We start from the raw sequence: 25,064 nt of genomic DNA on the forward strand, positions 1-25,064 counted from the left end.
ATGCCCCTGACTCAACCCTCTGTTCTCATCGTCGACGCCGACCCCAAGGTTGCCGAGAGTATCCAGCAGACATTGGCGCGTCGTGGCATGAAGACGGTGGTGGCCGGGAGCGCCGAAGAGGGCCTCCAGCACCTCGAGACGCCGTTCGACGTGGTCCTGCTCGATCTCGAGCTACCGGGCGTGAGTGGACACGCACTGCTCAAGGCCCTTCGCGAGCGGGGCCAGCACGACGTACCGGTCATCATCACGAGCGGAAAAGGCACCATCGACGACGTCATCGAGGCGCTGCGCAACCGCGCCAGTGACTACCTCCGGAAGCCTTTCTTTCCCGAGCAGCTGATCAGCGCCATCGACAGGGCTCTCGCCCCGCGTCCCCACCTCCGGCCCGCGGGCGTGGGCGTGGGTGTGGCTGCGGCGCAAGGCAACCCGCTCGTCGACGGGCTCTTGACGGACGCCGAACGCCAGGCGATCTCGATCCGGGAAAAAGAGGTGCTTCGCCTTCTCATGCAGGGCCGCCGAGCCCCCGAGATGGCTGCGGCTCTCAAGATCTCCCCGCACACCGTTCGCAACCACCTCAAGGCCATCTACCAGAAGCTCGGCGTGCATTCGCAAGGCGCTTTGGCCGAGTTCCTCCTGGCGCGCCGGGATCAACGCCCCTGAGCCGATGAAAAAACGGCGAAGACGTTGTCGAGGAGGAGGTCGCAAAGGGCGCGATCCCGTTTGGTGAGGGCCGCGGTTTCTGCCCGCACGGCGTCTGCCCCCCCCGGGCCCCTCGCCCGCACCACATAGGCGGCATCCTCCTGCACCCAACGGCCCACCGTGGAGGCGTCGGCCTCGGCGTGGAACTGAAACCCGAAGAGCCGGGTGCGCAGCCTGAACGCCTGGTGGGCACACGAGGGGGTCGAACCCAGGAGCACGGCACCCGTGGGCAGGTCGAAGGTGTCGCCATGCCAGTGCAGCATCATCGCCTCGGCAGGCAAGCCCGTGAGGACGGCTTCCGTCGGTTCGTCCACGAAGCGCACCGGCGACCAGCCGAGCTCGATGAGCGGGCGGCTCTCGGATCCCGCTTTGGTGACGTTGGGATAAACCCGTGCCCCCCGCGGCGAAGGCGAGGAGCTGGGCCCCAAGACAGATGCCGACCGTTGGGGCATCACGGGCGATGCGCGTTTTGAGCAGCTCGACCTCTGCGGCGAGAAAGGGGGGTGGCGGGGGGCGCCGACGTCGGCGACACCCATGGGGCCGCCCATCACGACCAGCACGTCCTTGGGGTCGACTTCGGGCACGGGGGCTCCTTCGTCGAGGCGAACCACGAAAACGTCGAGCCCTGCGCGGGCCGCTGCCGCCGCGAGGCGGGCCGGGCCTTCCCTGGCGACGTGCTGAAGAACCACGACCTTCGCGTTCATGGTCCTCATTTGAGCACGAAGGCAAGGACGACTTCACGGGAAAAAACGCACGCGAAACCGGCTAAGCTCAGGCGCCTCATGACTCGTGCCCGCGCTGCCATCGTGTATGACTTCGACGGAACCCTGGCCCCCGGCAACATCCAGGAACATGGCTTTCTTCCTGAACTCAGGCGCGACATCAGCGCGTTTTGGGCCGACGTGAAGAGGCGCGCGCGGGATAATGACGCCGACGAGATCCTGATCTACATGTGGCGCATGCTCGAGGCGTCGCGGGCGGAGGGCGTACCGCTCACGAAGGCGGCCCTCGAACGCCATGGGCGTGCGTTGCCTTTCTTCGCGGGCGTGGAGACGTGGTTCGACCGCATCAACGACTTTGCCACGAGCCGTGGGCTCGACCTGGAACACTACGTGGTGTCTTCCGGTAACTACGAAATCATCAAGGGCTGCTCGATCTTTCCTCGGTTTCGCATGGTGTACGCCTCGAAGTACGTCTACGACGAGCAGGGTGTGGCCGTGTGGCCAGGAGTTGCCATCAACTACACCACGAAGACGCAGTTCCTGTTTCGCATCAACAAGGGCGTCGACAACTCGTGGGACAACGAGAGCGTCAACCAGTGGCAGCCCCTCGACGAGCGTCCCATCCCCTTTACCCGCATGATCTTCGTGGGAGACGGCGAAACCGACATTCCGTCGATGAAGATGGTCCGCCATCAGGGCGGGCATTCCGTGGCGGTGTTCGATCCAAACAAGTTCCACGAGGAGTCGTTTCAGCGAAAGGTGTACCGGCTGGTGGCCGAGGATCGGGTCCACTTCGTGGCGCCCGCCGATTACAGCGAAGGCACCCAGCTCGACGTCACGGTCAAGGGCATTCTGGGGCGCTACGCCCGGGACACGGGCTACCGTGGCGGCGAATCCTGAGCGCGGCGCTTTAGCGTCCAAAGAGCGAAAGCTGATCGCCCGAAGCGGCAGGAACGCGAAACAAGTCAGTGCGTAGGGGGGGCAAAACGCCAAACCCAAGCCGCCGCTCGGCCGCCTCGAAGCGGTGGCGCAGCAGGTCTGCATAGACGCCTTCGCCTCGCATGCGGCTGCCCCACTGGGCGTCGTACAGCTTTCCTCCACGCACTTGCCGAATGAGGTTCAAGATCTTGGTCTTGCGTTCCGGATAGTGGGTGTCGAGCCAGCCCTCGAACAGAGCTTTGAGCTCGAGCGGCAGGCGCACCATGATGTATGCAGCGCTGCGTGCACCAGCCTGCCGTGCGGCCTCGAGGATGCGGTCGAGTTCGGCGTCGTTCAGGCCCGGAATCATGGGAGACGCCATCACCCCCACGGGCACACCCGCTCGTGCCAGGGTGGCGATCGCCTCGAGCCGCTTTTCGGGCGTCGCGGCCCGCGGCTCCATCTTGCGGGCCAGGCCCCGATCCAAGGTGGTAACCGAAACGAAGACGTGCGCGAGCTGCGCTTTCGCCAGGGGGACCAGCAGATCCAGATCGCGCACGACGAGGTTGTTCTTCGTCACGATCGCCACGGGATTCTGGAACTCTTGCATCACCTCGAGCACCTCGCGGGAGAGGCCCTGCTCGCGCTCGATGGGCTGGTAGGGATCCGTGTTGGCGCCGAGCGCAATCACCTGCGGGCGCCAGGAAGGCTTTCGGAACAGTGTGCGCAAGGCTTGGGGCAATTCGGGTTTCGCCACGAGGCGCGTCTCGAAGTCGATGCCCGGTGACAGATCCAGGTACGCATGCGTGGGGCGCGCGAAGCAGTAAATGCACCCGTGTTCGCAGCCCTTGTAGGGGTTGAGGGAGGCCGAGAACGGCAGATCCGGCGAGTCGTTGGTCGACAGAGGGCTCCGGGTGTGCTCGAAGGTCACCACCGTTTGGCGGGTGGTCGCGGCTTCATCGGCGCCCCACCCGTCATCGAAGCGACCTTCCGGAGTCTCAGCAGAAATGACGCGCAGGAAGCGGGGTGCGGGAGCCTGCGTAGCGCCACGCCCCGGCCCGTAAGGAGCCGCTGCCGAAGGGCGTCTGGGGTCCGACATGGTAACTGAACTAATGTACAGTTTTCGCGGGGGCGCGCAAGGGGGAGTCCCGGGCGCGGGGAACGTGCGCTGGTTTCGTCCGGGGGCGGTTCAGTCCTTGAGGGACTGGGCGTGGAGCGCCGCGAAGGCGCCTCCCGCGGCCATCAGGCCCTCGAAAGTCCCCCGTTCGACGATACGTCCACCCGACACCACGAGCACGAGATCGGCGTGCCGCACGGTCGACAGGCGATGCGCCACCACAAAGCTGGTCCTGCCCAGAAGGAGCCTGCGAAGTGCGTTCTGGATGCGGGCCTCCGTGACCGCGTCGACCGCGCTCGTCGCTTCGTCGAGCAAGAGGATCTTGGGATTGGCCAAGAGCGCACGCGCAAAGCAAATGATCTGCCTCTGGCCAAGAGAAAGGCTGGTGCCGCGCTCACCCACTTGCGTGGCAAAACCGTTGGGCAAAGCCTCGATGAGGTCACGAACGCCGAGCGCGTCGGTGGCTGCCATCACGTCTTCGTCGGAAGCCCCGGGCTGTCCGTAGCGGATGTTTTCGAGGACGGTACCCGTCCACAAAAAGTTCGCCTGCTGCACGAGGCCCATCTGCCGTCGCAGCGACCCCCGGCTGACCTGCGCGAGATCCTGGCCATCGATGACCACCCGTCCCCGTTGTGGCAAGTACAGCTTGGCAATCAGTGCCAAGATCGTGCTCTTGCCGCCGCCGGTTTCTCCAACGACCGCCACGGTATGGCCCGCTTCCGCCCGAAAGGACACGCCGTGGAGCACGGGCGCATCCGGGGCGTAGCCGAAGACCACGTCATGAAGCTCCACCCTGCCGGCGCCCACGAACAGATCCTTGGCGCCGGGTGGATCATCCCAGTCGCGGGGCGTGTCGAAGAGGCGGAACACCCGCTCGGCGCCTGCCAGGGCCGCCAGCGCCTGGTTGTACTGATTGGCCAACACGGGAATCGGGCTGAAAAACAGGCCGGCAAGAAAAAAGAAGTGAACGAGCGGCCCCAGCTCCATTGCGCCGGTGAGGGCACGGTATCCTCCCACGACGACGAGCAAGGCCAGAAAAAGCTGGCCATTGAGGTCGGCGAGCGGTGCGAAGACGGCATTGTTCTGCGCCACGTGGAGATTGAAGCGCGCGTGATCGTGGATGAGCTCGCGAAAGGCGTCTTCCGCGGCGCGTTCTCGGCCGAAACCCTGAATTGCGCGCGCCCCCGTGACGGTCTCGGCCAGCGTGGCCGTGACCCGCGAAAAACTCTCGTGCATCGCCGTGTGGGCTTCGAACAAACGGCCGTGAAAGAACCGCAGGAGGAACCACAACACGGGCACCAACACGGCGACCACCATGAACAAGATCCGATCCAGCCACAGCATGACGAGCGCCGAGATCGCCATGGATCCCAGCTGTACGACACCGATGAATACGGCGTCCTGCAGGCCCATGCGGATGGCCTCCACGTCCGAACTCGCACGCGACAGCAGCCGGCCAAGAGGCATGTGTTGGAAGAAGCTCATGGGCATACCGAGCACGTGGTCATGGACCCGCACGCGCAGATCGAAAACGAGCTTCTCGCCGAACTCGAGCGCGTGCCGGATACGCTGCTGGAAGACGAGCTCGGTCGAGACGAGCAGAAGCAGGAAGAGCGCCACGCCGAGCAGCGTTCCCCTGGTGTCGTGCCGGGCCACAGGGCCCGAGAGGATGAGTCCCACCGCGTAGGCCAATCCGGGAAGCTGAAGGGCGCGCACGAGCGTAAGCGCAAAGAGCAGGTTGCGCTGTCGTGCATGAGGACGCGTCACCTCCCACAGGCGCCGAACCAATGCGAGATCGAAGGGGCGGCGCACGGGTTCTCGCGGCTCTCGGTGCCGCACGATCCGGAACGGCCGGGTCATGCGGGTTCCTCGGAGCTCGGGGCCGGCGCTCGCCCTGCACCGCTCGCCACCGCGTCTTGATGCAGCTGCAGGGCGCGTGCGTAGGGCCCCTGGGCACGCGCGAGCGCGTCGGGGGGGCCTTGCTCGACGATCCGGCCGCGCTCCAGAACCACGATGAGATCCGCGATTTCGCACACGGGAATGCGGTGCGTGGCGATGAGCATGGTCCGGCCCTGCTTGGCACTTGCCAAAGCGGAGATCACCTGCGCCTCGGTGGCGGCGTCGAGGGCCGCCGTGGGGTCGTCGAGCAACAGGAGGGCGGGACCGGGCAAAAGAGCGCGCGCGAGCGCCAGGCGCTGCCGCTGTCCGCCGGATAGGTTCTGTCCGCCCTCTTCGAGACAAGTTTCGTAGCCGGAGGGCAGCTGGCGGATGAACGCGTCGGCTGCGGCCAGCCGAGCGGCGCGCTCGATTTCGGCCGCCGAGGCGGAGGGGGCTCCGAACGCAATGTTGTCTGCCACCGAGGTGCTGAACAGCACGCTTTCTTGGAACATGTTGCCCACGCGAGATCGCAGGTCCGAGACGTCGTAGGCGCGCAGATCCTGGCCTGACAAGCTCACGACGCCTGCTGAAGGGTCATAGAACCTGGGTAGCAAGGAGAGCAGCGTGCTTTTCCCGCTTCCCGTTTCTCCGAACAAGACCACGGTAGAGCCGGCTGCGACGTGCAGCGTGACGTCTTCCAGCGCGTTGCCTTCGCAGCCGTAGGCGAAGCACACGCCCTCCAGGTCCACCTGCGGGGTGAAAGGTTCGGGACTCCGCGAACAAGGCGGGCTACGTACCTCGATCTCCGCATCCAGCACCTCGAATACGCGCGCAGCGCTGATGAGGCTTTGCTGAAGCGAGTTGACGATGGCGGCTACGTTGGCCACCGCGGTTGCATACTGCTGGAGCAAACCGGCGAAGACGATCGCCTCGCCGAGGCTCACCTGGTTCGTTGCCACCAGGTGACCCCCGTAAGCAAGCAGCACCACGAGGTTCAGCTGGCTCAACAGATCGATGGAGGGAGCAAAGCGCGACACCTCTCGAAACAGTCGAAACTGCTGGTGCCGCAGTTCGAGATGGGCGGTCTTGAACACCTGGGCCCGTTCGCGCTCTCGCGCGAAGCCCTTGACCACGGCAATGCCTTGCACCGTCTCGGCCATCGCGGTCACCACGCGATCGAGCAGAGCGCGGGCCTGCTCGTAAGCGGGGCGGCTGGCCCGCGAGAAACGCAGGGAGGTCAGAGCCACCAGGGGCGCCGACGCCAGGCACGCCAGCGTCAGAGGCCCGTGGGTGTGAGCCATGTAGGCCACGGACAGAAGCAATCCCATGGCCATCGACAGGCCCTGGAGCACCACCTGGTCGACGAACGCCCGAACGTTCTGAACATCCTGGGTGACGCGGTTGATGATGGCCCCCGAAGCCGTCGCGTCGAAGAACCGGAAACTCAACCGCTGAAGCTTTCCATAAACCTCAGCGCGGAGCTTGGGCACGATCTTGACCTGCACGAGATGCCCTGTGCTCACTGCGTAAAGCCAATTCAACGCGGCACGTACGAGGGCGAGCGCGAAAACCAAACCGCCGGACAGCACCACCACGTTCACAGGCGACCAGCCGGGCGGAGGCGACCAGCCGAAGGCCCAGCGGGGGGCGGGAACGCGCGGATCGAGGGCGTGGCGGATGACGTCGATGGCGCGCCCCGAAAGGCCGAGCCCCGCGATCGTGAGCGCCACGAGCGCGGCTTGCACGAGCAGCGCGAGCGCGCACTCGCGTTTGTTGGCCCACGATAACCCCAAAAGGCGCAGCACCCCGGCGGGGCGGGCGGCGGCCGGAGCGAGAGGGTCTGAGGTCATGCTGAGCGAGAACGTAGGGCATTCGGCACGGCGGAGCCAGGTGAGGACAGGCCCCACCCAAGGGCGCGAGGCGGGGCGAACGCCGACCTGGTAAGAAGGGCCCGTGGCTCTGCTTCTCTCTGCGTTGTCTGTCGGTCATGCCTTCGCCGCCCGGCCCCTGTTCCAGGGCGTCAGCTTCACGATTTCGGAGGGCGATCGCGTGGGGCTGATTGGGCCGAACGGCGCTGGAAAGTCGACGCTTCTCAAGATTCTCGCGGCCGAGCTGGGCCCGGACGAGGGCGAGGTGGCGCGACGGGGTGGCGTTCGTGTGACCTACCTTCCGCAAAACCCGACCTTCGCGACGGGTGTCACCGTCCGCGAGGCGGTGAGGGCAGGGGCGCATGGCGCAGAGGGCGATTGGGAGACGGAAGCCCGTGTCGACGCCCTGCTGGCCAAACTGCAGCTCATCACCGAGGGGGTAGGGCCGGACGCGCCGGTGTCTCGCCTTTCGGGTGGTTGGCAAAAGCGGGTGGCGCTGGCGCGGGCCCTGGCCTCGGAGCCCGACCTGCTGTTGCTCGATGAGCCCACGAACCATCTCGATGTCGAGAGCATCCTCTGGCTCGAGGGGATGCTGGCCAACGCACGCTTTGCGACGATGACGATCACGCACGACCGTGCCTTCTTGCAGAAGGTGGCGAACCGCATTCTCGAGCTCGATCGCCGCAACGAGGGGGGCCTGCTGGACGTGGCGGGCGACTACGCCACCTATCTCGAGCGCAAGGCCGAGGTCATGGCGGCCCAAGAGCGCCGCGAGGACGTGCTGCGAAACACGTTGCGCCGCGAGACCGAGTGGCTCCGGCGCGGCCCCCCGGCACGCACCACCAAACAAGACGCGCGCATCCAGCGCGCAGGCGCCTTGGCCGAAGAGGTGGCAGAGCTGGGCACCCGCAACCAAGCGCGCAGCGTCGACCTCGATTTCCAGGGCGTGGGACGAAAGCCCAAACGGCTCATCGAGGCCCGCGGCATCGCCAAGACCTACGAAGGACGCTCGATCTTCGGTGAGGTGTCGCTGTTCATCGGCCCGGGCAGCCGCATTGGCCTTTTGGGACCCAACGGCTGCGGCAAGTCGACCCTCCTGCGGGTCCTGGTGGGGCACGAGGCGCCGACCCGTGGTGACGTGCTGCGGGCGGACGCCCTGCAGATCGCTTGGTTCCAGCAAGACCGGGCAGCCCTCGATCCCGAGCAGACGCTCGCCGATGCCGTCTGCCCCATCGGCGACCACGTCACCTTCCGAGGGACACGGCTTCACAGGCACGGCTATCTCGAGCGCTTTTTGTTCCGCGCGGATCAGATGAACTTGGCCGTCGGCAAGCTCTCCGGAGGCGAGCAAAGCCGCTTGCTGATCGCCCGGTTGATGTTGCTTCCGGCGAACATTTTGGTTCTGGACGAACCCACCAACGACCTGGACCTGCAGACCCTGGACGTCTTGCAAGACGCGCTGACGAGCTTTGATGGCGCCGTCCTGCTGGTCACGCACGATCGTTATTTTTTGGATCAGGTGGCCACCCAGATCTTGGCCTTTCACACGCATCCCGACGAGCGGGGGCGAGTGACGGCGTTTTCCGACCTGAATCAATGGCAGGCCTGGCATCCGACTCAGGTCCCCGCGCGCACGGCCCGCAGCGGCGACTCCCGCACCAACGACGGTGGCAAGCGGAAGAAGCTCAGCTACAAGGAGCAACGCGAGTGGGACGGGCTCGAAGGGCGCATCGAGGCCGCCGAAGCCGCTGTGCGTGCCCTGCAGGCCGAGTGTCACCAGCCGGAGGTGGCGGTGAACGCCGCGCGGCTCATCGCCCTCGAGGCGGAGATTGCGGCGGCCCAGGCCAAGGTGGACACCCTCTTCGAACGTTGGGCAGAGCTTCAGGCGCTTCAGGACGCCTGAGCCTGCCGCGCGCGCCTTTCCGAAGCCGCTAGCCCGGCGGGTGGTCAGGGGAGCTTGTAGCTGACGTCCACGTACAGGCCGTGGATGCGGATGTGATAGGGCTCATTCCCGGCGATACCGCAGAACCGGCAGATGGCATTGTCCGGAGCGTTGACGTCGGCCGTCGTCACCTCGCCGGAGCCAAAGCGGTAGGCATACGCCACGTTCACGTCCCAGGCTGCGTAACGGTAGCCCGCGCCCGTGGTGAGCACCTGCGTGGGGCCGGGCGGCGTCCCGAAGGCCGATGGATACCTGGGATTCGTCGTTTTGCCGTCGAAGATGTACCCTGCCCGGAGCGCGAGCGGTCGGGTGCCGTCCGCGCCGGGTAGGGTCCGGTACTCCACGCCGCCTCGCACCGTGACCTGGTCACTCCATCGAAACACGTTCGGCACCTCGAGGCGCATCGGCAGGGGCATGGTTGCGGTGGCCTCGGGTGTGCCCACCAGGGGATAGGCTTGGTTTTGGCTGTTGAAGGTGTATTCGGCGTCGAGCGCGAAGCCGAAGTGGTCCACGTCCGCGCGGCTGCCCAGGCCCAGCTTCGACGGCAGCACGAACTCGGTCTCAATGTCATTGAACACCATGCCGAGCGCGATCCCGCGGTCGTTCGTGACCTTGGTGGTGGTTTTGTGTCGGTAGCTGGCCCCCAAGGAAAGCCAGGGCCGCGGCGTCCACTGAAGCCCCAGGCGAAACCCTGCCCAGTTGGTGCCCGAGGTCGTGAAGTCGAGGCCCGGGTTTCCCGGTGCGCCAGGCACGCCCTGGAAACGTTCCAGGCTGACGTAGGTCACCCGGTATCCCAAGCCGAGCCGCAGATCGTAGGGCAAATTGAACGCGATCGCAGGGGACGCCTCGGCGAAAACCAGCCGCGTTCGGTTCTTCACGGTGGCGTCGCCCACGGGGTATTCGTACGTGGCTCCGGCGGAGGCCACCGGGTAAACCCCGAGGCCCACCGTCACCAGCCTGCTCAGCCGATACCCGGCCCCAACGAGGAAAAGCGGTGCCACCGTCAGTTGAGACGTGAGATCACGGCTCAGCAGATCCGGGCTCGCACGTGTGTGGGCCAGCAGGAGGGAAAAGTCTGCGAGAAGCGACAGTTTGCCCGTGTGGGCCAGCCCCGCCGGGTTGTGATACAAGGCCGAGGCGTCGTTGACGTAGCCGATCGCCGTGCCCCCCATGCCCATGTGACGGGCCGAGTAGAGCATCGGCGTGTCGTAGCCGCCCGCATGCAAGGTCCCTCCGGTCGCGACCGTCGCCGCGAGGACGACGGCCACGCGGAGGTGTCCGCGAAGAGCGCGCACGGCCCGTTATCCGGCGGTGGCGTCCGTGGAGGCGTCGGCCTGTCCGCCGGCGTCGACAGAGGCATCGGCACCGGCGTCGGGAGCACCTGCGTCGCCTTGCACGGGAACCCCGCCCGGCAGCCCGCTGCACTGAAAAAAGGCCGGCAAACAGCCCTTGATCTGCTGGCAGGCGATGCAGCCGGCGCTCGCGCTGTCCGCCACACACTCGGCCGCACAGTTGTTGATCGAGCAGATGACCGCCGTGGTGTAGCAGGACGAGCAAGGGTCGCTGACGGCGGCTTTGACCTCCGTGGCGACGCAGGCTTTGGTGCACGCCGTGGGATCCGTCGTGGGGGCTGCATTGAAGCAGGTGAGGCCGCAGTTGCGGGTGATGCCGCCGAGGTCATTGTTGCAGATGATGTCGAGGTCACTCGGCGCGGCACACTTGCCCGTGGGGCTCGTGAACATGGCCAGGCGCGCGCGGTTCATGCTGGCAAAGGTTCCCTTGCACATCATCGGACCCACGGGGGCGTCCACGCTGGCGTCGGTGCCCACCGTCCCGCCGTCGTCGTCATCGTCACACGACACCACCAACAAAGAAAAAGCCGCCACCATCGATAAGCCCAACGCGATCCGGTTCATGAGGTCCTCCAGGTGTGGATGCCGCCGGGCGGACCCATACGCCGCCTGACTTCGATCCCCACATGTTTATAGGATGTGGCGCGGTGGCGGCAAGGGGTCCTATTCAGCCACGAGGAAGCTCGTGAGCCACCTTACCCTCGTCCTGTGCCGACTCGAGCGGGACTGATGGACTAGCCGCTATGCTTCGGGGACGTGGATCGGAGCGCCAAGGCGCGCACGATCGTGTCGGTCAGGGTGCGCTTATCCACGGGTTTACTGAGGAAATCGTCCATGCCAGCCACGAGGCAGCGCTGCTTGTCTTCCTCGAAAGCTCCAGCGGTCATGGCGATGATGGGAACGTCTTTTTCCGGTCCCTTGCTTGCGCGCATGAGCCGCGTGGCCTCGAAGCCATCCATCCCGGGCATCTGACAGTCCATCAGCACGAGGTCAAAGCGGCTCTCGGAGACGCGATCGATCGCTTGCTGCCCACCGCTGGCCACCTCGATGACCCCGCAACCGATACGCTTGAGCAGGCCCTTGGCCACCAATTGGTTCGTGGGATCGTCTTCCACCACCAAGACCCGCAACGCCGAGAAATCTGCGTGGGCCGGGAGCGCTTGCGGCGCTGCGGGGGCCAGTGTGACGGCCTCGAAAGGTAGCCAGAACCGAAACAAACTGCCCTTCCCCAGCTGGCTTTCGAGTTCGAGCCCTCCGCCCATCAACCGGGCCAGCTGGCGGCAGATCGCCAAGCCGAGGCCACTGCCCCCGAAGCTGCGGGCGGTCGACGCATCCGCCTGCACGAACTTGTCGAACACGATCCCCTGTTTTTCGGGCGCGATGCCGATGCCCGTGTCTCGGACCTCGAAGACGAGCCGGTCAGGGGGGCTCGTATCGTTTCCGGAACGGTGTTCCAGGCGGGCGTGCAAGGTCACCTCGCCCCGGTGAGTGAACTTTACGGCGTTGCCCAGCAAGTTCGTGAGCACCTGTCGGCAGCGGGCTGGATCGAAGCGTGCGTGCCGCGGGAGATCCTCACTGCGCTCCCACGTGAGGGCAAGTCCCTTGGCTCGGGCGCTGACGGCGGCCAAACAACCCACGTCATCCAGCAGGGGCGCCAACTCGACGGGTTGAGGATCGATCGACAGCTTGCCCGCTTCCAAGCGGGAGAAGTCGAGGATGTCGTTCAAGATGTTGAGCAGGCCATCGGCGGCCCGACGGGCCGATCGGATGAGCGTCAGCTGCTCGGGTGCTGTGGCCGCATCCTCGACCAAGGCCAAAAGGCCCATGATACCGTTCATCGGCGTCCGGATCTCGTGGCTCATGGTGGCTAGAAAGTCGGCCTTCACACGCGCGCTTTCGAGCGCGGCGTTGCGTGCCTGTTCGAGCGCCGCCCGCACCGCGTGGCTCGCGGTCACATCCCTGTAGTGCCAAAGATGGCCGCGGTCCTTCCCGTCCACCCAGATGGGGACATAGTCGCGCTCGAACACCCGCCCGTCGGCAAGGGGCAGCTCGTCTCCGGAAACGATCTCACGAGCGGCCAAAATCCCTTCCACCCGAGCAAGGAAGCGATCCGGCTCGCGAAACAGCCCTGCCGTTCCGCGGGCGGACTCGGCACAATCCGTCCCCGTGAGGGCTTCGGCCCTGACGGGAATTCCGAACATCGCACAGAGGCCTTCGTTCGCCAGCACCACTTTGCGGTACTCGTCCTCGACGAGGATGCCTGCTTGCAGCGAAGCGAGCAGGGCCGCCAGACGGGCCCGCTCGGCGCGGGCGGCGGCCTCCGACTCCGTCCGGCGCGCGACCTCGGCCTGCAGAGCGCGGGTCAGCTCGACGATGGGTGTGACGGCAAGCTGCTCTTCGATGAGCGCGGCGAGATCCTTGAGCAGGGCCTGCTCCTCAGGCCCAAAGCTGCGCGGCTTTTGATCGATGAGACAGATCGTCCCGATGGGCTGGTTCTGTACGTTGACGGGAACACCTGCGTAGAACCGAATGTGGGGTGCGGCGGTCACCAATGGGTTGTCGACGAACCGCTCGTCGCGCAAGGCATCGGACACCACCATCCCCTGTGCCTGCAAGATGGCATGCCCGCAGAATGAAACGTTACGGGGCGTCTCCGAGACCGGGAGACCGAAGCGAGACTTGAAGAACTGGCGATTGCGGTCAACCAAGGACAGCGCTCCGATGGGCACCTGGAAGAGGGCCTGCGCAATACGCAAGATCCTGTCGAAGCGGGCTTCTGGGGGCGTGTCCAGCAGCGCAAGCTGGTCAAGCACCCGCTGGCGCGTGTCTTCGTCTACGGGAAAGGGAGGGGCGCGCAAGGGTCGAAGGGCTCGAACGTGCATCGGCATCTGGCGTCAGGAACCTGAGCGCAGGGGGCGGGTCGGGCCTCCCTTCACTCGTTGCGCCGAATCGCGAATCGGGCGACCATCCGCGCCATGCGAGGGCACTTGGATGTTTCGTTCAGTTTCGGCAACGCGGGGCCCCCGTCCGTGCGGGGCGGTGTCCTTCGTGTGCTGCTGGTCGGCGACTTTGCGGCAGAGGGCCCTGGGGGTCACCGTCCGCGCCGAGTCGACGTGGACGCTCTCGACGGCCTCGTGGCGTCCCTGGCGCCGCGGTTGTCGCTCGTGACCGCTGCAGGACCGCTCTCGTTGTCCTTCGCGAAGCTCGAGGATTTTCATCCGGACGAGCTTCTGGCGCGGGTGGGTCCGCTGCAGGCCCTCGCCCAGACACGGCAGGCGCTGGAGCGCCCGGACAGCTTCGCTGCCGCCGCCGCTCGCCTGCTCGGGCCGTCCGAACCTCGGCCGGCCTTGCCGGACGCAGCCGCGCGGGAGGCCCCGGGGCCCTCCTTGTTTTCGTCCCTGTTGGGGGCAAACGTGGCCGCCCCCGCCCCGCCCGCCTCCGATGCCGTGACGGACCTGCTCCGTCGTGTGGTGGCTCCCCACGTGATCCCTGAGGCCGACCCGCAGCTTGCGGCTTTGCTCACGGCCGTGGAGGCCTCCGCGAGCGCGCTCTTACGCGAGATCCTGCACACTCCGGCCTTCCAGCAGCTCGAATCGGCGTGGCGGGGCCTCGAACGCCTGGTGGCTCACATCCCGCCCGAGGCGCGTGTGGAGCTGTGGGTCGCGTCCTGCGCTGCTTCGGACCTGCATCACGAGCTGGCGTCGACGGAGGACCCCTCGACCACGCGCTTCGCCGAGCTGCTCGCGGGCAACGAGGCGTTCTCCGTCATCGCCCTTGCCCACCCCTTCGGGTCGCGGCCTGAGGAGTTGTCGTCACTGGCGCGGGCGGCCTCACTGGCGGCCGCCCGCGGGGCGCTGCTGCTGGCAGATGCACAGCCCGGCCTCTTTGGTGGCTCCCTTGCGCCTGCCTCGACCCCCGCTCCGGTCTTGGCGGACCTCGCGAGCGCCTGGTCCGCGTTTCGCCGGGGCACGGCCGCTGCCCACGTCGCGTTGGTGGCGCCACGATGGCTGCTGCGTTTGCCCTACGGACCGCGACGGAACGAGGTCCAGGGCCTGCGCTTCGACGAACTCGGCTTTTCGGGGCGGCCCGATGCGGCCTCGCTGCTCTGGGGTGCGGGCGCGTGGGCGCTGGTCGAGGCGCTGGCGTGTGCGTTTGCCGAGGATCCTCACGCCTTTCCCCTCGAGGCGGCCCCCGACCTCGAGGACCTTCCGGCGCTTGTCTACGAAGAGGGAGGCGAGCGTGAGCTCTACCCCGCGACCGAAGCGTGGCTCTCCGAAGCCCAGGTGGCGGCGGCCGTGGCTGCGGGGCTCATCCCCTTCGTCGCCGACCGGCGCTTCGCGCGCGCCCGCCTCGCGCGCCTCCAGACCGCCGCAGACCCACCCCAGCCTCTCGCCGTGGCTTTGATGAACCCCTGACTGCGGCGGCGCGTCGTTCTCGTCCGGGATTGCTTGGTGGCCCCCAGGCCATCGGTTAACCTGCCGAGGTGTCCGCGTGCCCCGCCTGCGACCACGAAGTCATCGATCCCAGCCAGCGGTTCTGCAGCCAGTGCGGCCACGACCTCGGGCGAAAGCACGCCACGGACGAGCTCGACGGCCTCGTGGGCAAGGTGGTCGATGGCCGCTACAAGGTGCTGGGTCGGATTGGCGCCGGGGGCATGGGGTTGGTCTACCGGGTCGAGCACGTGCGCATGGGCAAGGTGGCAGCCATGAAGGTTCTCAGGCGGGATCTGGCCGACGACGCCCAGGCGGCCAAGCGTTTCGTGCGCGAGGTGGAGGTGGTGAGCAAGCTCGAACACCCGAACATCGTGCAGACCTTCGACTTTGGAGAGTGGCGCGGCCTGCTCTACCTGGTCATGGAGTTGGTAAGAGGCGAGGACCTGGCCGCGATCGTCCGCCGCGACGGTCCGCTGCCGCTCAGCCGCGCCCTGCCCCTGTTTGCGCAGGTCTGCGAGGCGCTCGAAGAGGCCCATCTGGCCGGCATCGTTCACCGGGACCTCAAGCCAGACAACATCGTCGTTTTCCGAAGACGCGAGGGCGAACACGTCAAGGTGCTGGACTTCGGCCTGGCGAAGCTGCGCGAGCGGCCCGAGCTCGGCGAGGTGACCGGTGCGGGAAGTCTCGTGGGAACGCCCTACTACATGGCCCCTGAGCAGGTGCGCGGTGAGCCGGTAGACGAGCGCACGGATGTCTATGCCCTGGGAGCCACGGTGTATCGCGTGATGACGGGTCAGCCCGCCTTCCCGGGCGACTCGCCCGTGGCCATTCTGTCGCGCCACCTTACGGATCCCGTGGTGCCGCCGAGCGAGCGTCGGGAAGGCTTGCCCTTGGAGCTCGACCACCTGGTTCTCAAGGCCATGGCCAAGGATCCCGCGAACCGCTTTGCCTCGGCGCGCGCCCTGCGTGAAGGCATCCAGGACATCCTGGCCCGACGCTTGGCCAACCCAGAGGAGAGTCAGCCGCTGCCGTCGTGGATCGAAAAACCTCAGACGGGCGGCGACACCGGCGCGAGCGACTCGGCCCTGACGGCCGTCGAGGTACCGGGCGCACGCGACGACAGCGACCTCGCGTCGCGGCTGCGCCGGGAGGATGTGGATGCCTTCGAGAGCCGTCTTATGTGGCGCCGCCGTGTGCTGCGCCTGGCGGTGCCGTTGTTCCTCGTGGCAGCGGGGTGGGGGGGCGTGCGGCTGCTTCAACGGCCCGAGAGAGCGGGACCTACCGAGACCGAGCCGAATGACAGCGCGGCCACCGCGAACCTCCTGCCGAATGGCACGCCCGTATTCGGTCATCTGAGGGAGCCCCACGAGGACGGAATTCCGGACTTCGACTACTTCCGTGTCCCGAGCGGCCGCACGCCTCGCACGGTGCTGGCGGCGGTGAGTGGTCTACCGGATCTCAACGTCGTGCTCGAGCTTTACGACGTCACGGGGGCGTTGCTCCTGCGCGCCGACGGGGGCGGCGTCGGCCGGGGAGAAGTTTTGGGGCCCGTGTCCGCAGGAAGCGGCGAAGTGTTCGTGCGCGTGCGGCCCCTGTGGCTCGAAGGGAACGCGGCGCCTCTGCAAGCGTCCAGCGCTCCGTACGCGCTCACGGTCACATGGGGAAGGCCCGATCGGGCGCGTGAGCTCGAGCCCAACGAAACGGAAGCGCAGGCCTCGTCTCTTCACGCCGGGCTTGCTTTGATGGGACACCTGAGCCACAGCGGGGATGTCGACGTGTTCTCGTTCGAGGCTGCACCGGGCGGTGCCTTCGCTGTCTCTCTCGAGGCAGGCGGAGCGCTCGAGCTCGTACTCGAAGGGGCGGTGTTGAAACGTAAAGTAGCCGCCGCCCCGCAGGTGGTGGGGGAGCCCTTCACCGTCCCGGAGACTGGACGCGTTTCACTTCAGATCCGCGAGGCCGGGCGCAAGAAGAACGCCACGGCCGATCGAACCCAGCCCTACACGATCACGGTCACACCGGTGCCCTGAGGCGGTCATCCGGGGGCCGTGATCGTGCACGGGCAAGGCTCATGCGGCGACGGACTCGGAGGTGCGCCTGCGACTCGCCCGACGTCGCGTTTTGTCCCGTCGCCGCTGCTCGACCAGCTTGTTCAGCGCGAGGTGCATGGCGTGCGAGAAGGTCTCCGCCGATGCCGTGGCCGTAAAGAATTTATCCTGCGCGTGAAGGTTGCAATGAACCACGGGAGACTGCGCGTGGCCGTCAGCATCGAGCGCCCATTCGACGTATTCGATGTGTTTGAAGTAGCGGGGTAAGCGTTCCGAGAGCTCTTGCGCCAACCGGCGGTGTCCAACTCGAACGTCATCACATCGAGACACGATCGTCACGACCATCTTCATTCCTCCTTCTGGTGGTTCAACACAATCCGCGGAGAAACTGTCCTTGGGCCTCGGGCCCTGAGGGCCTGCCCGTGCGCGATTCCTCGCTCCCTGGAGTTCCGGCCCGCCCTGGTGGCCAAGCCGATCCCGCCGCAGCTGCGATCTGCGAAGCGGTGCTGGCGTTGCCCTGGCGATGCTGGAGCTTCCCTGTGCTCGCGATGCGAGTTCGAGGGGACGTTACGTCGCCACTCACGCACATCTCCTATTTAGAGACCGATTCGTGAAGGCGTCAAACGGAAAACCCCAGGCGTCGCTCGATGGGTACCATACGGGCTCCGCGGCTCGTCATCTGGCCCACAGCTGAATGTCGCTCAACGTGCGTGTTCACCCGTGAGTTTGGGTGCTTGACGGCGTCGGCGAAAGAGCGTTTTCAATCCTGAAACCTCGAGGAGTTTGCGCCTGGGGTCGCCAGGCTGCCGACGCGAAGGTCACGCCGCCAGGGTGCCTGGCCTGGGCTTCGTTCGCGGTTCGCCCTGGCGTTCCCTCTCGAGGAGAGCCAACGCCGCGTCCACGCTACGCACGGCCTCGAGCGCCAGGTGAACCGCCCAGGCCTGTCGCAGCAGGGGAGCGCTGCGCACTTCCAGCGGGACTCCGGTGAACACCAAGCGGAAGCCCGCAATGCTCCGCGCCAGTTCCTCCTGGGCAAGCTCCTGCATCTGCCTGAGCTCGCGGGCGGCAGGGTCGAAGACCTCGGAGGCGTGGTGTGCGAGCGAGGTGTGCGTGAGAGTTTCCCGAGGCGTTGCGGTCGCCATGATGAGCTGTGATCCTTTGCAATGTTCGGACCAGCCACGGTACGCCCCATGTCGGCTCTAACCTGCTGAAATGACTCGAAGCTCGGGCAGGAGGATCAAGTCCCGGGCAGCCTGTCCGTGCCCGGCCCGTCACAGGGGCGCGACACGGGTGTCAGGCCCACATGGCGCCATGGTGTCGGACGGCCGGCGCAGCTCGGGCGGCTGTCAGGGACGGAAGGCCGCTTCCACGACCTGGGAGAGGGCTTCTTCGTCCAGATCCGAGGTCAACACGTAGTTGAGGCCGTCACGGCCTCGGAACGCCGCCGTCGAGGCCCCCTGGGCGGTGTCGAAGTACACGTCTCGTCCCCCGAGTTGCCGGCGGCGGGGGGTCTCGAGAGATTCGTCATCTCCCTCGAACACCATCACGTTGATCCGATGGTCTCCCCCGACCTTGTAGGACAGATACGCGCCAAAGTGGTCTTTCACGTTGATGATGCGCCCCCCTTGGCAGCGGGGCGGCTCGGCTCCCAGGTGCGTGGAGGGCGCCGCCCCCTGCAGGCCCGAGGACACCGACGCTTGCATGACGTGGTCGAGGCGGGGGGGATGAACCGTAAAGCCGAGCTTGCCGCGAAACCACGACGCCACGTGGGCACAGTCCGGAGCTTCCACATCCATGGGCAATTCCACGCTGTGGGCCCGCAACGCCTGCTGAATCACCGGGGCCTTCGTCGGCTGCTTCGTAAACACCACGAGCGCGGCCACCACGCCCACGGCCGCGAAGGCGGGCGTCAGCCTGGGAAAGGCGATCCAGCCCCAGCGGCTCTCGCCCGGCGACCGCTGCGCGATCATCACCTCAACCCGACGTTTGAGCGCAGGGGGCAAGGCTGGCCTGGGAAGGTGCCCCCGAATGGCCGCCTTGAACCGGGCTTGAGCCCTGACCTCCTGGGCACAAGCAGGACACTCGAGCAGGTGCAGCTCGAACGACTCGCGATCCACACCGGTCAGCTCGCCGTCGAGAAATGCGTGCATCAATGGTTCCAGGTTGGCTTCAGATTGGGGACAGGTCACGAGGCCCCTCCGTTCCTGTTGCGGGTCTTCGTCTTGCGGTAAGCGTCCAGGTCGAGGGTTTCCCGGGAATGAGGCTGCGCAGCCGGCCCTTCGCTCTTCGCATCCGCGGGACCGGTCGATTTCGGGGACGCCGTGTGTTCTTTGGCCCCGAGGGCTTCGGCCTTCACGGCCTGCGCGGCTTCGGATTCGGGACTCACGATGCCCTGCTCGATGGCGTAGTCCACCAGCTGCTTTTGGAGCAACTTGCGCCCTCGGTAGAGGCGGCTCATCACGGTGCCCGCCGGGCAGTCCATGATGTCCGCGATCTCCTTGTACGAAAAATCCTCGAGGTCCGCCAAAATCACCGCCAGGCGGAACTCGGCCGGCACGGCCGAAAGCGCTTCTTCCACCTCGCGTGACACCATGCGCCCGAGGAGGGCGCTTTCGGTGTTTTCGACGGTCGCGGTGGTGAACTGGCCGAGATTCGCCGTGGACGACTCGGCTTCGTTCATGATCTCCTGCTCACGCTCACGCTCCCGGTACTTGTTCCGGAAGACGTTGGTCAGGATGCGGAACAACCAGGCCTTACAGTTCGTGCCCGGCTGGAAGCTGTCGAAGAAGCGATAGGCTCGCAACATCGCGTCCTGAACCAGATCTTCGGCGTCTCCCGGGCTGTGCGTGAGCCGCAAAGCTGCACCATACAGCGCCGACATGTGGGGCAAAGCCTCCTCCTCGAAGGCGCTGCGCGTGGGCTTGCGTTTGAACAGTGCCATGGCGTCTAGGTAAGAACACGTGGCCCCGGAGCGTTATTCCCGGCCCGATGCAGCGTGTGCCCCGGGCCTGTAGAGCGGCGGGACGCCCCCGGAGGGCGGCGCCTCCGGGGCGGTCCCACGAACGGTGTCAGAGCGAGGCTTGCGACAGCCCGCAGCCCGGTGTGCCAAAGCACTTCTTGAACTTTTTTCCGCTGCCGCACGGGCACGGATCGTTGCGGCCCACCTTGGGTTCCTGGCGTCGCAGGGGCGCTTGGCCCTCGGCGTCCGCCGCCGCCTCTGCCCCAGGTTCGTTCGACGCCGGAACACCCCCACCCGATTCCACCGTTTTTCGTTCGGTGCGTCGCCGTGTCGCGGCGGCCGCTTGGGCCTGGGCCTGCTCGTCGTTGCGTTCGAGCTGCATGTGGAAGAGCTTCTCGCTCACGTTGCGGTTGAGCACGTCCATCATCCGGCCGAAGATGGAGAAGCCTTCCTTCTTGTACTCTTGCTTCGGGTCTTTTTGGCCGTAACCCCGGAGCCCGATGCCTTCACGCAACTGCTCCATGGCCTTGAGGTGATCGATCCACCGCTGGTCGATCTCCTCGGACAGGAAGAAGCGCGCAAAGTACAGGAACATGGGCAGGCTGAACTCGGCCTCCCGCGCTTCGATGATCTTCTCGATCTCGCTCCACAGCTTTTCGGCCAGTGTGTCGCGATCCGCTGCTTGGTCTTTCAGCGAGGGGTCGAACCCGAAGTACTCCCGCACGGCCGTGGCGAGCGCCCCCAGATCCCACTGCTCGGGGTGCAGGTTCGCGGGACAGTGCTCGAGGAGCACCCCGTGCACGACGTCTTCGCAGAGGTCCAAGATGCGCTCGCGCTGCTGGATGAGCGACGAAGCGACTTCTTTCGCCAGGCGGTCGAGGGTCCCTGCCCGGTCGTCACCAATGCCGGTGACCTCGAGAGCGGCGCCGAACTGCCGGTAGATGGTCGAACGAAACTTCTTTTCGTCGAGAGGGATGGTGATCACCCATCGCCCCAGCTGAGCGTCGAAGCGGGCGCCTTCGGCCCCTTCTTCGCTCGGCCCCTTCATCAGCGAATCGAGCATGCGTGCGAGCACCGGGCGCACGTCGCTCGCCAGTTTCTCGACCGTATGCTTTCCCGACGTGGTGGGCACCTTGGGCGCCTTACCCGCTTTCTTCTCTTCGTCGCTGAGCTCGGGCGAATAGCGGCCTGCCAGGATCTGACGGCGTAGCGCATAGATCGTCTTGCGCTGCTGGTTCATCACGTCGTCGTACTCGAGCAGGTTCTTGCGCGAGTCGAAGTGGTGTGCCTCGACCTTTTTCTGAGCGTTCTCGATCGCCCGGTTGATGAACGAGTGCTCGATGGGCACGTCCTCTTCCATCCCCAGCCGACCCATGATGCCCTGGATACGCTCCGCTCCGAAGATGCGCATCAGGTCGTCTTCGAGGGACAGGAAGAAGCGCGAGCTGCCGGGGTCGCCTTGACGTCCGGCGCGGCCGCGCAGCTGGTTGTCGACCCGGCGACTCTCGTGTCGCTCCGTCCCGACGATGTGCAGGCCGCCGATCGCCAAAACTTCTTTCCGTTCGGCCTCGCACTGGGGCTTGAAGCGGGTGTAGGCAGCCTCGAAGGCTTCCGGATCGATGTGAGCGCCCGGCTGTCCGGCGGCTTCTGGATCCACGGCGGCGCGGGCCATGAACTCCGCATTGCCGCCGAGGATGATGTCGGTGCCACGACCGGCCATGTTGGTCGAGATCGTCACGGCGCCCTTGCGGCCGGCCTGCGCGACGATCTCGGCTTCGCGCTGGTGGTTCTTCGCGTTGAGAACGTTGTGAGGGATGCCTTTTTTGCGCAGAAGAGAAGCCACCACCTCGGACTTCTCGACGCTCACGGTGCCTACGAGCACGGGTTGGCCGCGCTGGTGGCACTCCTCGATGTCTGCCACGACGGCCAGGAACTTGCCCTTCTCGCTCTTGTAGACGAGGTCGTGATGATCGACCCGCTGGATGGGCCGGTTCGTCGGAACCACGACCACGTCCAGCTTGTAGATCTTGCTGAACTCCTCGGCCTCGGTGTCTGCGGTGCCGGTCATGCCGGCCAACTTGCTATAAAGGCGGAAGTAGTTCTGGTAGCTGATGGTGGCGAGGGTTTGGTTCTCTTCCTGAACCTCCACGCCTTCTTTGGCTTCCACGGCTTGATGGAGGCCATCGGACCAGCGGCGGCCCGCCATCTTGCGGCCCGTGAACTCGTCGACGATGATGATCTTGCCGTCTTCGACCAGGTAGTTGACGTCGCGCTTGTACAGCGTGTGTGCGCGCAGCGCCTGGTGAATGTGATGGATCCAGCTGATGTTTTCGGGCGCGTAAAGATTGGCGAGGTTGAGGGACTTCTCGACGCGCTCTACACCCGAATCAGTCAGGATGGCCGAGTGCGCCTTCTCATCGACTGTGTAGTCGATGTCCTTGCGCAGCTTCGGGATCACGTCATTTGCCTGCGCGTACAGCGCTGCCGATTGTTCGGCGGGACCCGAGATGATGAGCGGCGTGCGGGCCTCGTCGATGAAGATCGAATCGACCTCGTCGACGATGGCGAAGTTCAGCTCCCGCTGAACGTACCGCTCGATCGAATCCTTCATGTTGTCACGCAGGTAGTCGAACCCGAACTCGGAGTTCGTGCCGTACGTGATGTCGGCGCCGTAGGCGGCCTGCCGTTCCCAATCGCGCATGCCCTGAACGATGACGCCGACCTCCATGCCCAGGAAGTTGTAGACGCGGCCCATCCACTCGGCGTCGCGCTTGGCCAGATACTCGTTCACGGTGACGAGGTGAACACCTTTGCCCGACAAGGCGTTCAGGTAAACGGGCAGGGTCGCCACGAGCGTTTTGCCTTCGCCCGTGCGCATCTCGGCGATCGTGCCGCGGTGGAGCACCATGCCGCCCAGAAGCTGCACGTCGTAGTGGCGCATGCCGAGCACGCGGCTCGAGGCCTCCCGACACACGGCGAACGCGTCACACAGGATGTCGTCGAGCGTTTCGCCCCGGCTGAGCCGATGCTTGAGCTCGCCCGTCATCGCTTTGAGGTCGGCATCACTCTTCGCCTTCATCGCAGGTTCGAGCGCGTTAATGCGCTCGACGAGGGGCTGCAAGCCCTTGATGACACGGGCGTTCTTGGTGCCGAAAATCTTCTTGGCCAAACTGCCAATCACGGTTTACCTGGTCCTTTCGATCGGGGCTTCACCATATGCGGGGGCCGGGGGGTGTGCAAGGTGGCCGCGGTGCGGCGGGCCGGTGAGGCGCACAGGGCACCTCGGCCGGCCCGCGGCTCGCCACGTCAGCTGCCCGCAGGCCCTGGGCCTGGACCCGCCACGGCTTTGCCCATGGCGTGATAGCCCTTGTCCACGTAGAGCGTGGTGCCCGTAATGCCTCCGGCAAGTGGGCTACACAGGAAGGCGGCCGCGTGGCCGACGTCGGCGGCCGTGACGGACTCGGGCAGGGGAGAGTTGGCCTCGCAGTAGCTCACCATTTCGTGGATGAAGCCGATGGCGGAGGCGGCACGGGAGGCCCAGGGGCCCGCCGACACCACGTTGACCCGCACGCCGAACTTGCGACCGGCCTCGTAGGCCAGCACGCGGGTGTCGCTTTCGAGCGCTGCTTTGGCCGACGACATGCCCCCGCCGTACCCAGGGATCACCCGCTCCGAAGCCAGATAGGTCAGCGCCAGGAACGCACCCTGGGGGCGCATCAGGGGGCCGAGCCGCTGCACCATGGAAGCGTACGAGTAGGCGCTCACCCCCACGGCGGCAAGGTAACCCTTGCGCGAGGTCTCGAGCAGGGGCTTTTTGACCTCCGGCCCGTTGGCCAGGCTGTGCACCACGATGTCGAGGCTTCCCTCACCGAAATCGGCCTTCAGGCGGTCAGCCAGGCCGGCGATGCTGCAATCGCCCAGATCGCGGTAGCGCTTCGATTCGCGCACCTCGGCCGGAATGTCCTCTGCGGTGTCGAAGTCCGCGTCGAGCGGGTAAATGTGCTCGAAGGTCAGCTTCGAGCCGTCGGGCATCGCCAGCGATTCGTCGAGTTTGCCCCGTTCGAGCATCGTTTTGAAGATGCCGAGTGCGGGTGGCCAGGTGCCGAGGCACACCGAAGCGCCGGCCTCCGCCAGCGACTTGGCGATCGCAAATCCGAATCCGCCATCGTCGGCCACACCGGCCACGAAGGCGCGCTTACCTTTGAGGTTGATACCCAACATGGGGGCGATGCTTCCCTCAGGCCGGGCGCCCGGTCAAGTGTCGTTTCGCTGAGGTGACGGCAGGACGTCGCGGCTGATCGCCTTGCGCGTTCGTGAGAGCCGGTTAATGTCACCGACCGCATGTCGGATCGGAAGCCGTCGCCCCCCTCGTCTGGCGAGCCGCGCCGCGGAGAGCGCATCGCCAAGGTGCTTGCCCGCGCCGGGGTGGCGTCGCGGCGGGACGTCGAACGGTTGATCGCCGCGGGTCGCGTCGCCCACGAAGGCATCGTGCTGACCTCGCCGGCGGTGCTGGTCGAGGATGTCACCGGCATCACGGTGGACGGACAGCCCGTCACGGCGCGCGAGCCCACGCGCCTGTGGAGGTACCACAAGCCGTTCGGTCTCGTGACCACCCACAGCGATCCCCAGGGGCGGCCGACGGTGTTCGAGCGCCTGCCTGCGGGCCTGCCTCGCGTGATTTCGGTCGGACGCTTGGACCAGAACACCGAAGGGCTTTTGCTTCTCACGAACGACGGCGAACTGGCGCGCGGGCTCGAGCTGCCCTCCTCGGGATGGAAGCGAAGGTACAGGGTGCGCGTCATGGGTCATGTCGATCCCTTCGCGCTGGTCGCGCTCGAGGCGGGGCTGACCCTTGAGGGCGTGTCGTATGGTCCGGTGGCTGCCCGCATCGAACCCACGCCCACCCGCGAGGGGCAATGGTTGACGATCGAGATCGGCGAGGGTAAAAACCGGGAGGTACGCAACATCTTGCGACATCTCGGGCTCTCCGTGCTCCAGCTGGTGCGCGAGGCTTTTGGTCCCTTCGTGCTCGGCGATCTGCCGGTGGGGCGCGCCGAGGAGGTCCCGCCCCGGGACCTGGACGTGCTTTTGAGGACCCGGAGCGCCTGAACCGGCCCGGGCGGGGCCGGGG

18 protein-coding genes and 1 pseudogene are annotated in these 25,064 nt (G+C 66.1%); 6 read left to right on the forward strand and 13 right to left on the reverse strand.

The window, feature by feature from the left end:
• Positions 1-660 (forward strand): response regulator transcription factor, encoded by a 660-nt coding sequence (locus KA712_04930; protein MCG5052285.1) that lies wholly within the window; start codon positions 1-3, stop codon positions 658-660.
• 411 nt (positions 661-1,071) lie between these two features.
• Here KA712_04930 and KA712_04935 read toward each other — a convergent pair.
• A pseudogene (locus tag KA712_04935) lies at positions 1,072-1,440 on the reverse strand (gamma-glutamyl-gamma-aminobutyrate hydrolase family protein).
• A 41-nt stretch (positions 1,441-1,481) separates the two neighbouring features.
• Here KA712_04935 and KA712_04940 point away from each other — a divergent pair.
• The gene (locus tag KA712_04940) at positions 1,482-2,321 is read left to right on the forward strand and encodes a haloacid dehalogenase-like hydrolase (protein ID MCG5052286.1); all 840 of its coding nucleotides are present in this window, start codon (positions 1,482-1,484) and stop codon (positions 2,319-2,321) included.
• 10 nt (positions 2,322-2,331) lie between these two features.
• Here KA712_04940 and KA712_04945 read toward each other — a convergent pair whose 3' ends face one another.
• The 3 genes from KA712_04945 to KA712_04955 form a co-directional block, all read right to left on the reverse strand.
• The gene (locus tag KA712_04945; protein ID MCG5052287.1) at positions 2,332-3,438 is read right to left on the reverse strand and encodes a PA0069 family radical SAM protein; all 1,107 of its coding nucleotides are present in this window, start codon (positions 3,436-3,438) and stop codon (positions 2,332-2,334) included.
• A gap of 90 nt (positions 3,439-3,528) precedes the next feature.
• A complete protein-coding gene (locus KA712_04950) occupies positions 3,529-5,316 on the reverse strand; it encodes an ABC transporter ATP-binding protein/permease (protein ID MCG5052288.1) in 1,788 nt (595 codons plus the stop codon).
• Positions 5,313-7,184 carry an ABC transporter ATP-binding protein/permease gene (locus tag KA712_04955; GenBank protein ID MCG5052289.1) on the reverse strand — a complete coding sequence of 624 codons (1,872 nt, stop codon included), beginning with the start codon at positions 7,182-7,184 and terminating at the stop codon, positions 5,313-5,315. The genes KA712_04950 and KA712_04955 overlap by 4 nt, the downstream gene beginning before the upstream one ends.
• A 103-nt stretch (positions 7,185-7,287) precedes the next feature.
• Here KA712_04955 and KA712_04960 point away from each other — a divergent pair, with 103 nt between their 5' ends.
• On the forward strand, positions 7,288-9,105 hold the full coding sequence (locus tag KA712_04960) for an ABC-F family ATP-binding cassette domain-containing protein (protein ID MCG5052290.1): 1,818 nt from the start codon (positions 7,288-7,290) through the stop codon (positions 9,103-9,105).
• A 44-nt stretch (positions 9,106-9,149) separates the two neighbouring features.
• Here KA712_04960 and KA712_04965 read toward each other — a convergent pair whose 3' ends face one another.
• The 3 genes from KA712_04965 to KA712_04975 form a co-directional block, all read right to left on the reverse strand.
• Positions 9,150-10,439: an outer membrane protein transport protein gene (locus tag KA712_04965; GenBank protein MCG5052291.1), complete on the reverse strand. Its 1,290-nt coding sequence runs from the start codon at positions 10,437-10,439 to the stop codon at positions 9,150-9,152.
• 6 nt (positions 10,440-10,445) lie between these two features.
• Entirely contained in the window at positions 10,446-11,060 is a 615-nt protein-coding gene (locus tag KA712_04970) for a hypothetical protein (GenBank protein ID MCG5052292.1), read from the reverse strand.
• 170 nt (positions 11,061-11,230) lie between these two features.
• Positions 11,231-13,354 carry a response regulator gene (locus tag KA712_04975; GenBank protein MCG5052293.1) on the reverse strand — a complete coding sequence of 708 codons (2,124 nt, stop codon included), beginning with the start codon at positions 13,352-13,354 and terminating at the stop codon, positions 11,231-11,233.
• 117 nt (positions 13,355-13,471) lie between these two features.
• Between KA712_04975 and KA712_04980 the strand changes: the two genes are divergently transcribed.
• Both KA712_04980 and KA712_04985 read left to right on the forward strand, forming a co-directional pair.
• The gene (locus tag KA712_04980) at positions 13,472-14,911 is read left to right on the forward strand and encodes a type VI secretion system contractile sheath large subunit (GenBank protein MCG5052294.1); all 1,440 of its coding nucleotides are present in this window, start codon (positions 13,472-13,474) and stop codon (positions 14,909-14,911) included.
• A gap of 68 nt (positions 14,912-14,979) precedes the next feature.
• Entirely contained in the window at positions 14,980-16,956 is a 1,977-nt protein-coding gene (locus KA712_04985) for a protein kinase (GenBank protein MCG5052295.1), read from the forward strand.
• A gap of 39 nt (positions 16,957-16,995) precedes the next feature.
• Here KA712_04985 and KA712_04990 read toward each other — a convergent pair whose 3' ends face one another.
• The 6 genes from KA712_04990 to KA712_05015 all read right to left on the reverse strand — a co-directional run bounded on the left by KA712_04990 (position 16,996) and on the right by KA712_05015 (position 24,154).
• Positions 16,996-17,319, reverse strand: a complete 324-nt coding sequence (locus KA712_04990) for a hypothetical protein (protein ID MCG5052296.1) — start codon at positions 17,317-17,319, stop codon at positions 16,996-16,998.
• Between the two features lie 473 nt (positions 17,320-17,792).
• Positions 17,793-18,116 carry a hypothetical protein gene (locus tag KA712_04995; protein MCG5052297.1) on the reverse strand — a complete coding sequence of 108 codons (324 nt, stop codon included), beginning with the start codon at positions 18,114-18,116 and terminating at the stop codon, positions 17,793-17,795.
• Positions 18,117-18,320: 204 nt separating this feature from the next.
• Positions 18,321-19,124: a zf-HC2 domain-containing protein gene (locus KA712_05000; GenBank protein MCG5052298.1), complete on the reverse strand. Its 804-nt coding sequence runs from the start codon at positions 19,122-19,124 to the stop codon at positions 18,321-18,323.
• Positions 19,125-19,159: 35 nt separating this feature from the next.
• The gene (locus KA712_05005) at positions 19,160-19,915 is read right to left on the reverse strand and encodes a sigma-70 family RNA polymerase sigma factor (GenBank protein ID MCG5052299.1); all 756 of its coding nucleotides are present in this window, start codon (positions 19,913-19,915) and stop codon (positions 19,160-19,162) included.
• Between the two features lie 127 nt (positions 19,916-20,042).
• Positions 20,043-23,114, reverse strand: a complete 3,072-nt coding sequence (gene secA, locus KA712_05010) for a preprotein translocase subunit SecA (GenBank protein MCG5052300.1) — start codon at positions 23,112-23,114, stop codon at positions 20,043-20,045.
• Positions 23,115-23,239: 125 nt separating this feature from the next.
• Positions 23,240-24,154, reverse strand: a complete 915-nt coding sequence (locus KA712_05015) for an enoyl-[acyl-carrier-protein] reductase (GenBank protein ID MCG5052301.1) — start codon at positions 24,152-24,154, stop codon at positions 23,240-23,242.
• Between the two features lie 120 nt (positions 24,155-24,274).
• On the opposite strand from KA712_05015, the gene KA712_05020 reads away from it, so the two are divergent.
• Complete coding sequence (locus KA712_05020; protein ID MCG5052302.1) at positions 24,275-25,042, forward strand: rRNA pseudouridine synthase; 768 nt, start codon at positions 24,275-24,277, stop codon at positions 25,040-25,042.
• Positions 25,043-25,064 lie beyond the last annotated feature (22 nt).

This window comes from Myxococcales bacterium (assembly GCA_022184915.1).
GTDB lineage: Bacteria > Myxococcota_A > Polyangia > Fen-1088 > Fen-1088 > JAGTJU01.

What these genes read in the sequence shown, in the direction of transcription:
- KA712_05005 (MCG5052299.1), bottom strand. Translation starts at nt 19,915, where the DNA reads ATGGCACTGTTCAAACGCAAGCCCACGCGCAGCGCCTTCGAGGAGGAG.
- KA712_04980 (MCG5052294.1), top strand. Translation starts at nt 13,472, where the DNA reads ATGCGAGGGCACTTGGATGTTTCGTTCAGTTTCGGCAACGCGGGGCCC.
- KA712_04945 (MCG5052287.1), bottom strand. Translation starts at nt 3,438, where the DNA reads ATGTCGGACCCCAGACGCCCTTCGGCAGCGGCTCCTTACGGGCCGGGG.
- KA712_04950 (MCG5052288.1), bottom strand. Translation starts at nt 5,316, where the DNA reads ATGACCCGGCCGTTCCGGATCGTGCGGCACCGAGAGCCGCGAGAACCC.
- KA712_04995 (MCG5052297.1), bottom strand. Translation starts at nt 18,116, where the DNA reads ATGGCGACCGCAACGCCTCGGGAAACTCTCACGCACACCTCGCTCGCA.
- KA712_04930 (MCG5052285.1), top strand. Translation starts at nt 1, where the DNA reads ATGCCCCTGACTCAACCCTCTGTTCTCATCGTCGACGCCGACCCCAAG.
- KA712_04940 (MCG5052286.1), top strand. Translation starts at nt 1,482, where the DNA reads ATGACTCGTGCCCGCGCTGCCATCGTGTATGACTTCGACGGAACCCTG.
- KA712_05015 (MCG5052301.1), bottom strand. Translation starts at nt 24,154, where the DNA reads ATGTTGGGTATCAACCTCAAAGGTAAGCGCGCCTTCGTGGCCGGTGTG.
- KA712_05020 (MCG5052302.1), top strand. Translation starts at nt 24,275, where the DNA reads ATGTCGGATCGGAAGCCGTCGCCCCCCTCGTCTGGCGAGCCGCGCCGC.
- KA712_04955 (MCG5052289.1), bottom strand. Translation starts at nt 7,184, where the DNA reads ATGACCTCAGACCCTCTCGCTCCGGCCGCCGCCCGCCCCGCCGGGGTG.
- KA712_04990 (MCG5052296.1), bottom strand. Translation starts at nt 17,319, where the DNA reads ATGGTCGTGACGATCGTGTCTCGATGTGATGACGTTCGAGTTGGACAC.
- KA712_05000 (MCG5052298.1), bottom strand. Translation starts at nt 19,124, where the DNA reads ATGCACGCATTTCTCGACGGCGAGCTGACCGGTGTGGATCGCGAGTCG.
- KA712_04970 (MCG5052292.1), bottom strand. Translation starts at nt 11,060, where the DNA reads ATGAACCGGATCGCGTTGGGCTTATCGATGGTGGCGGCTTTTTCTTTG.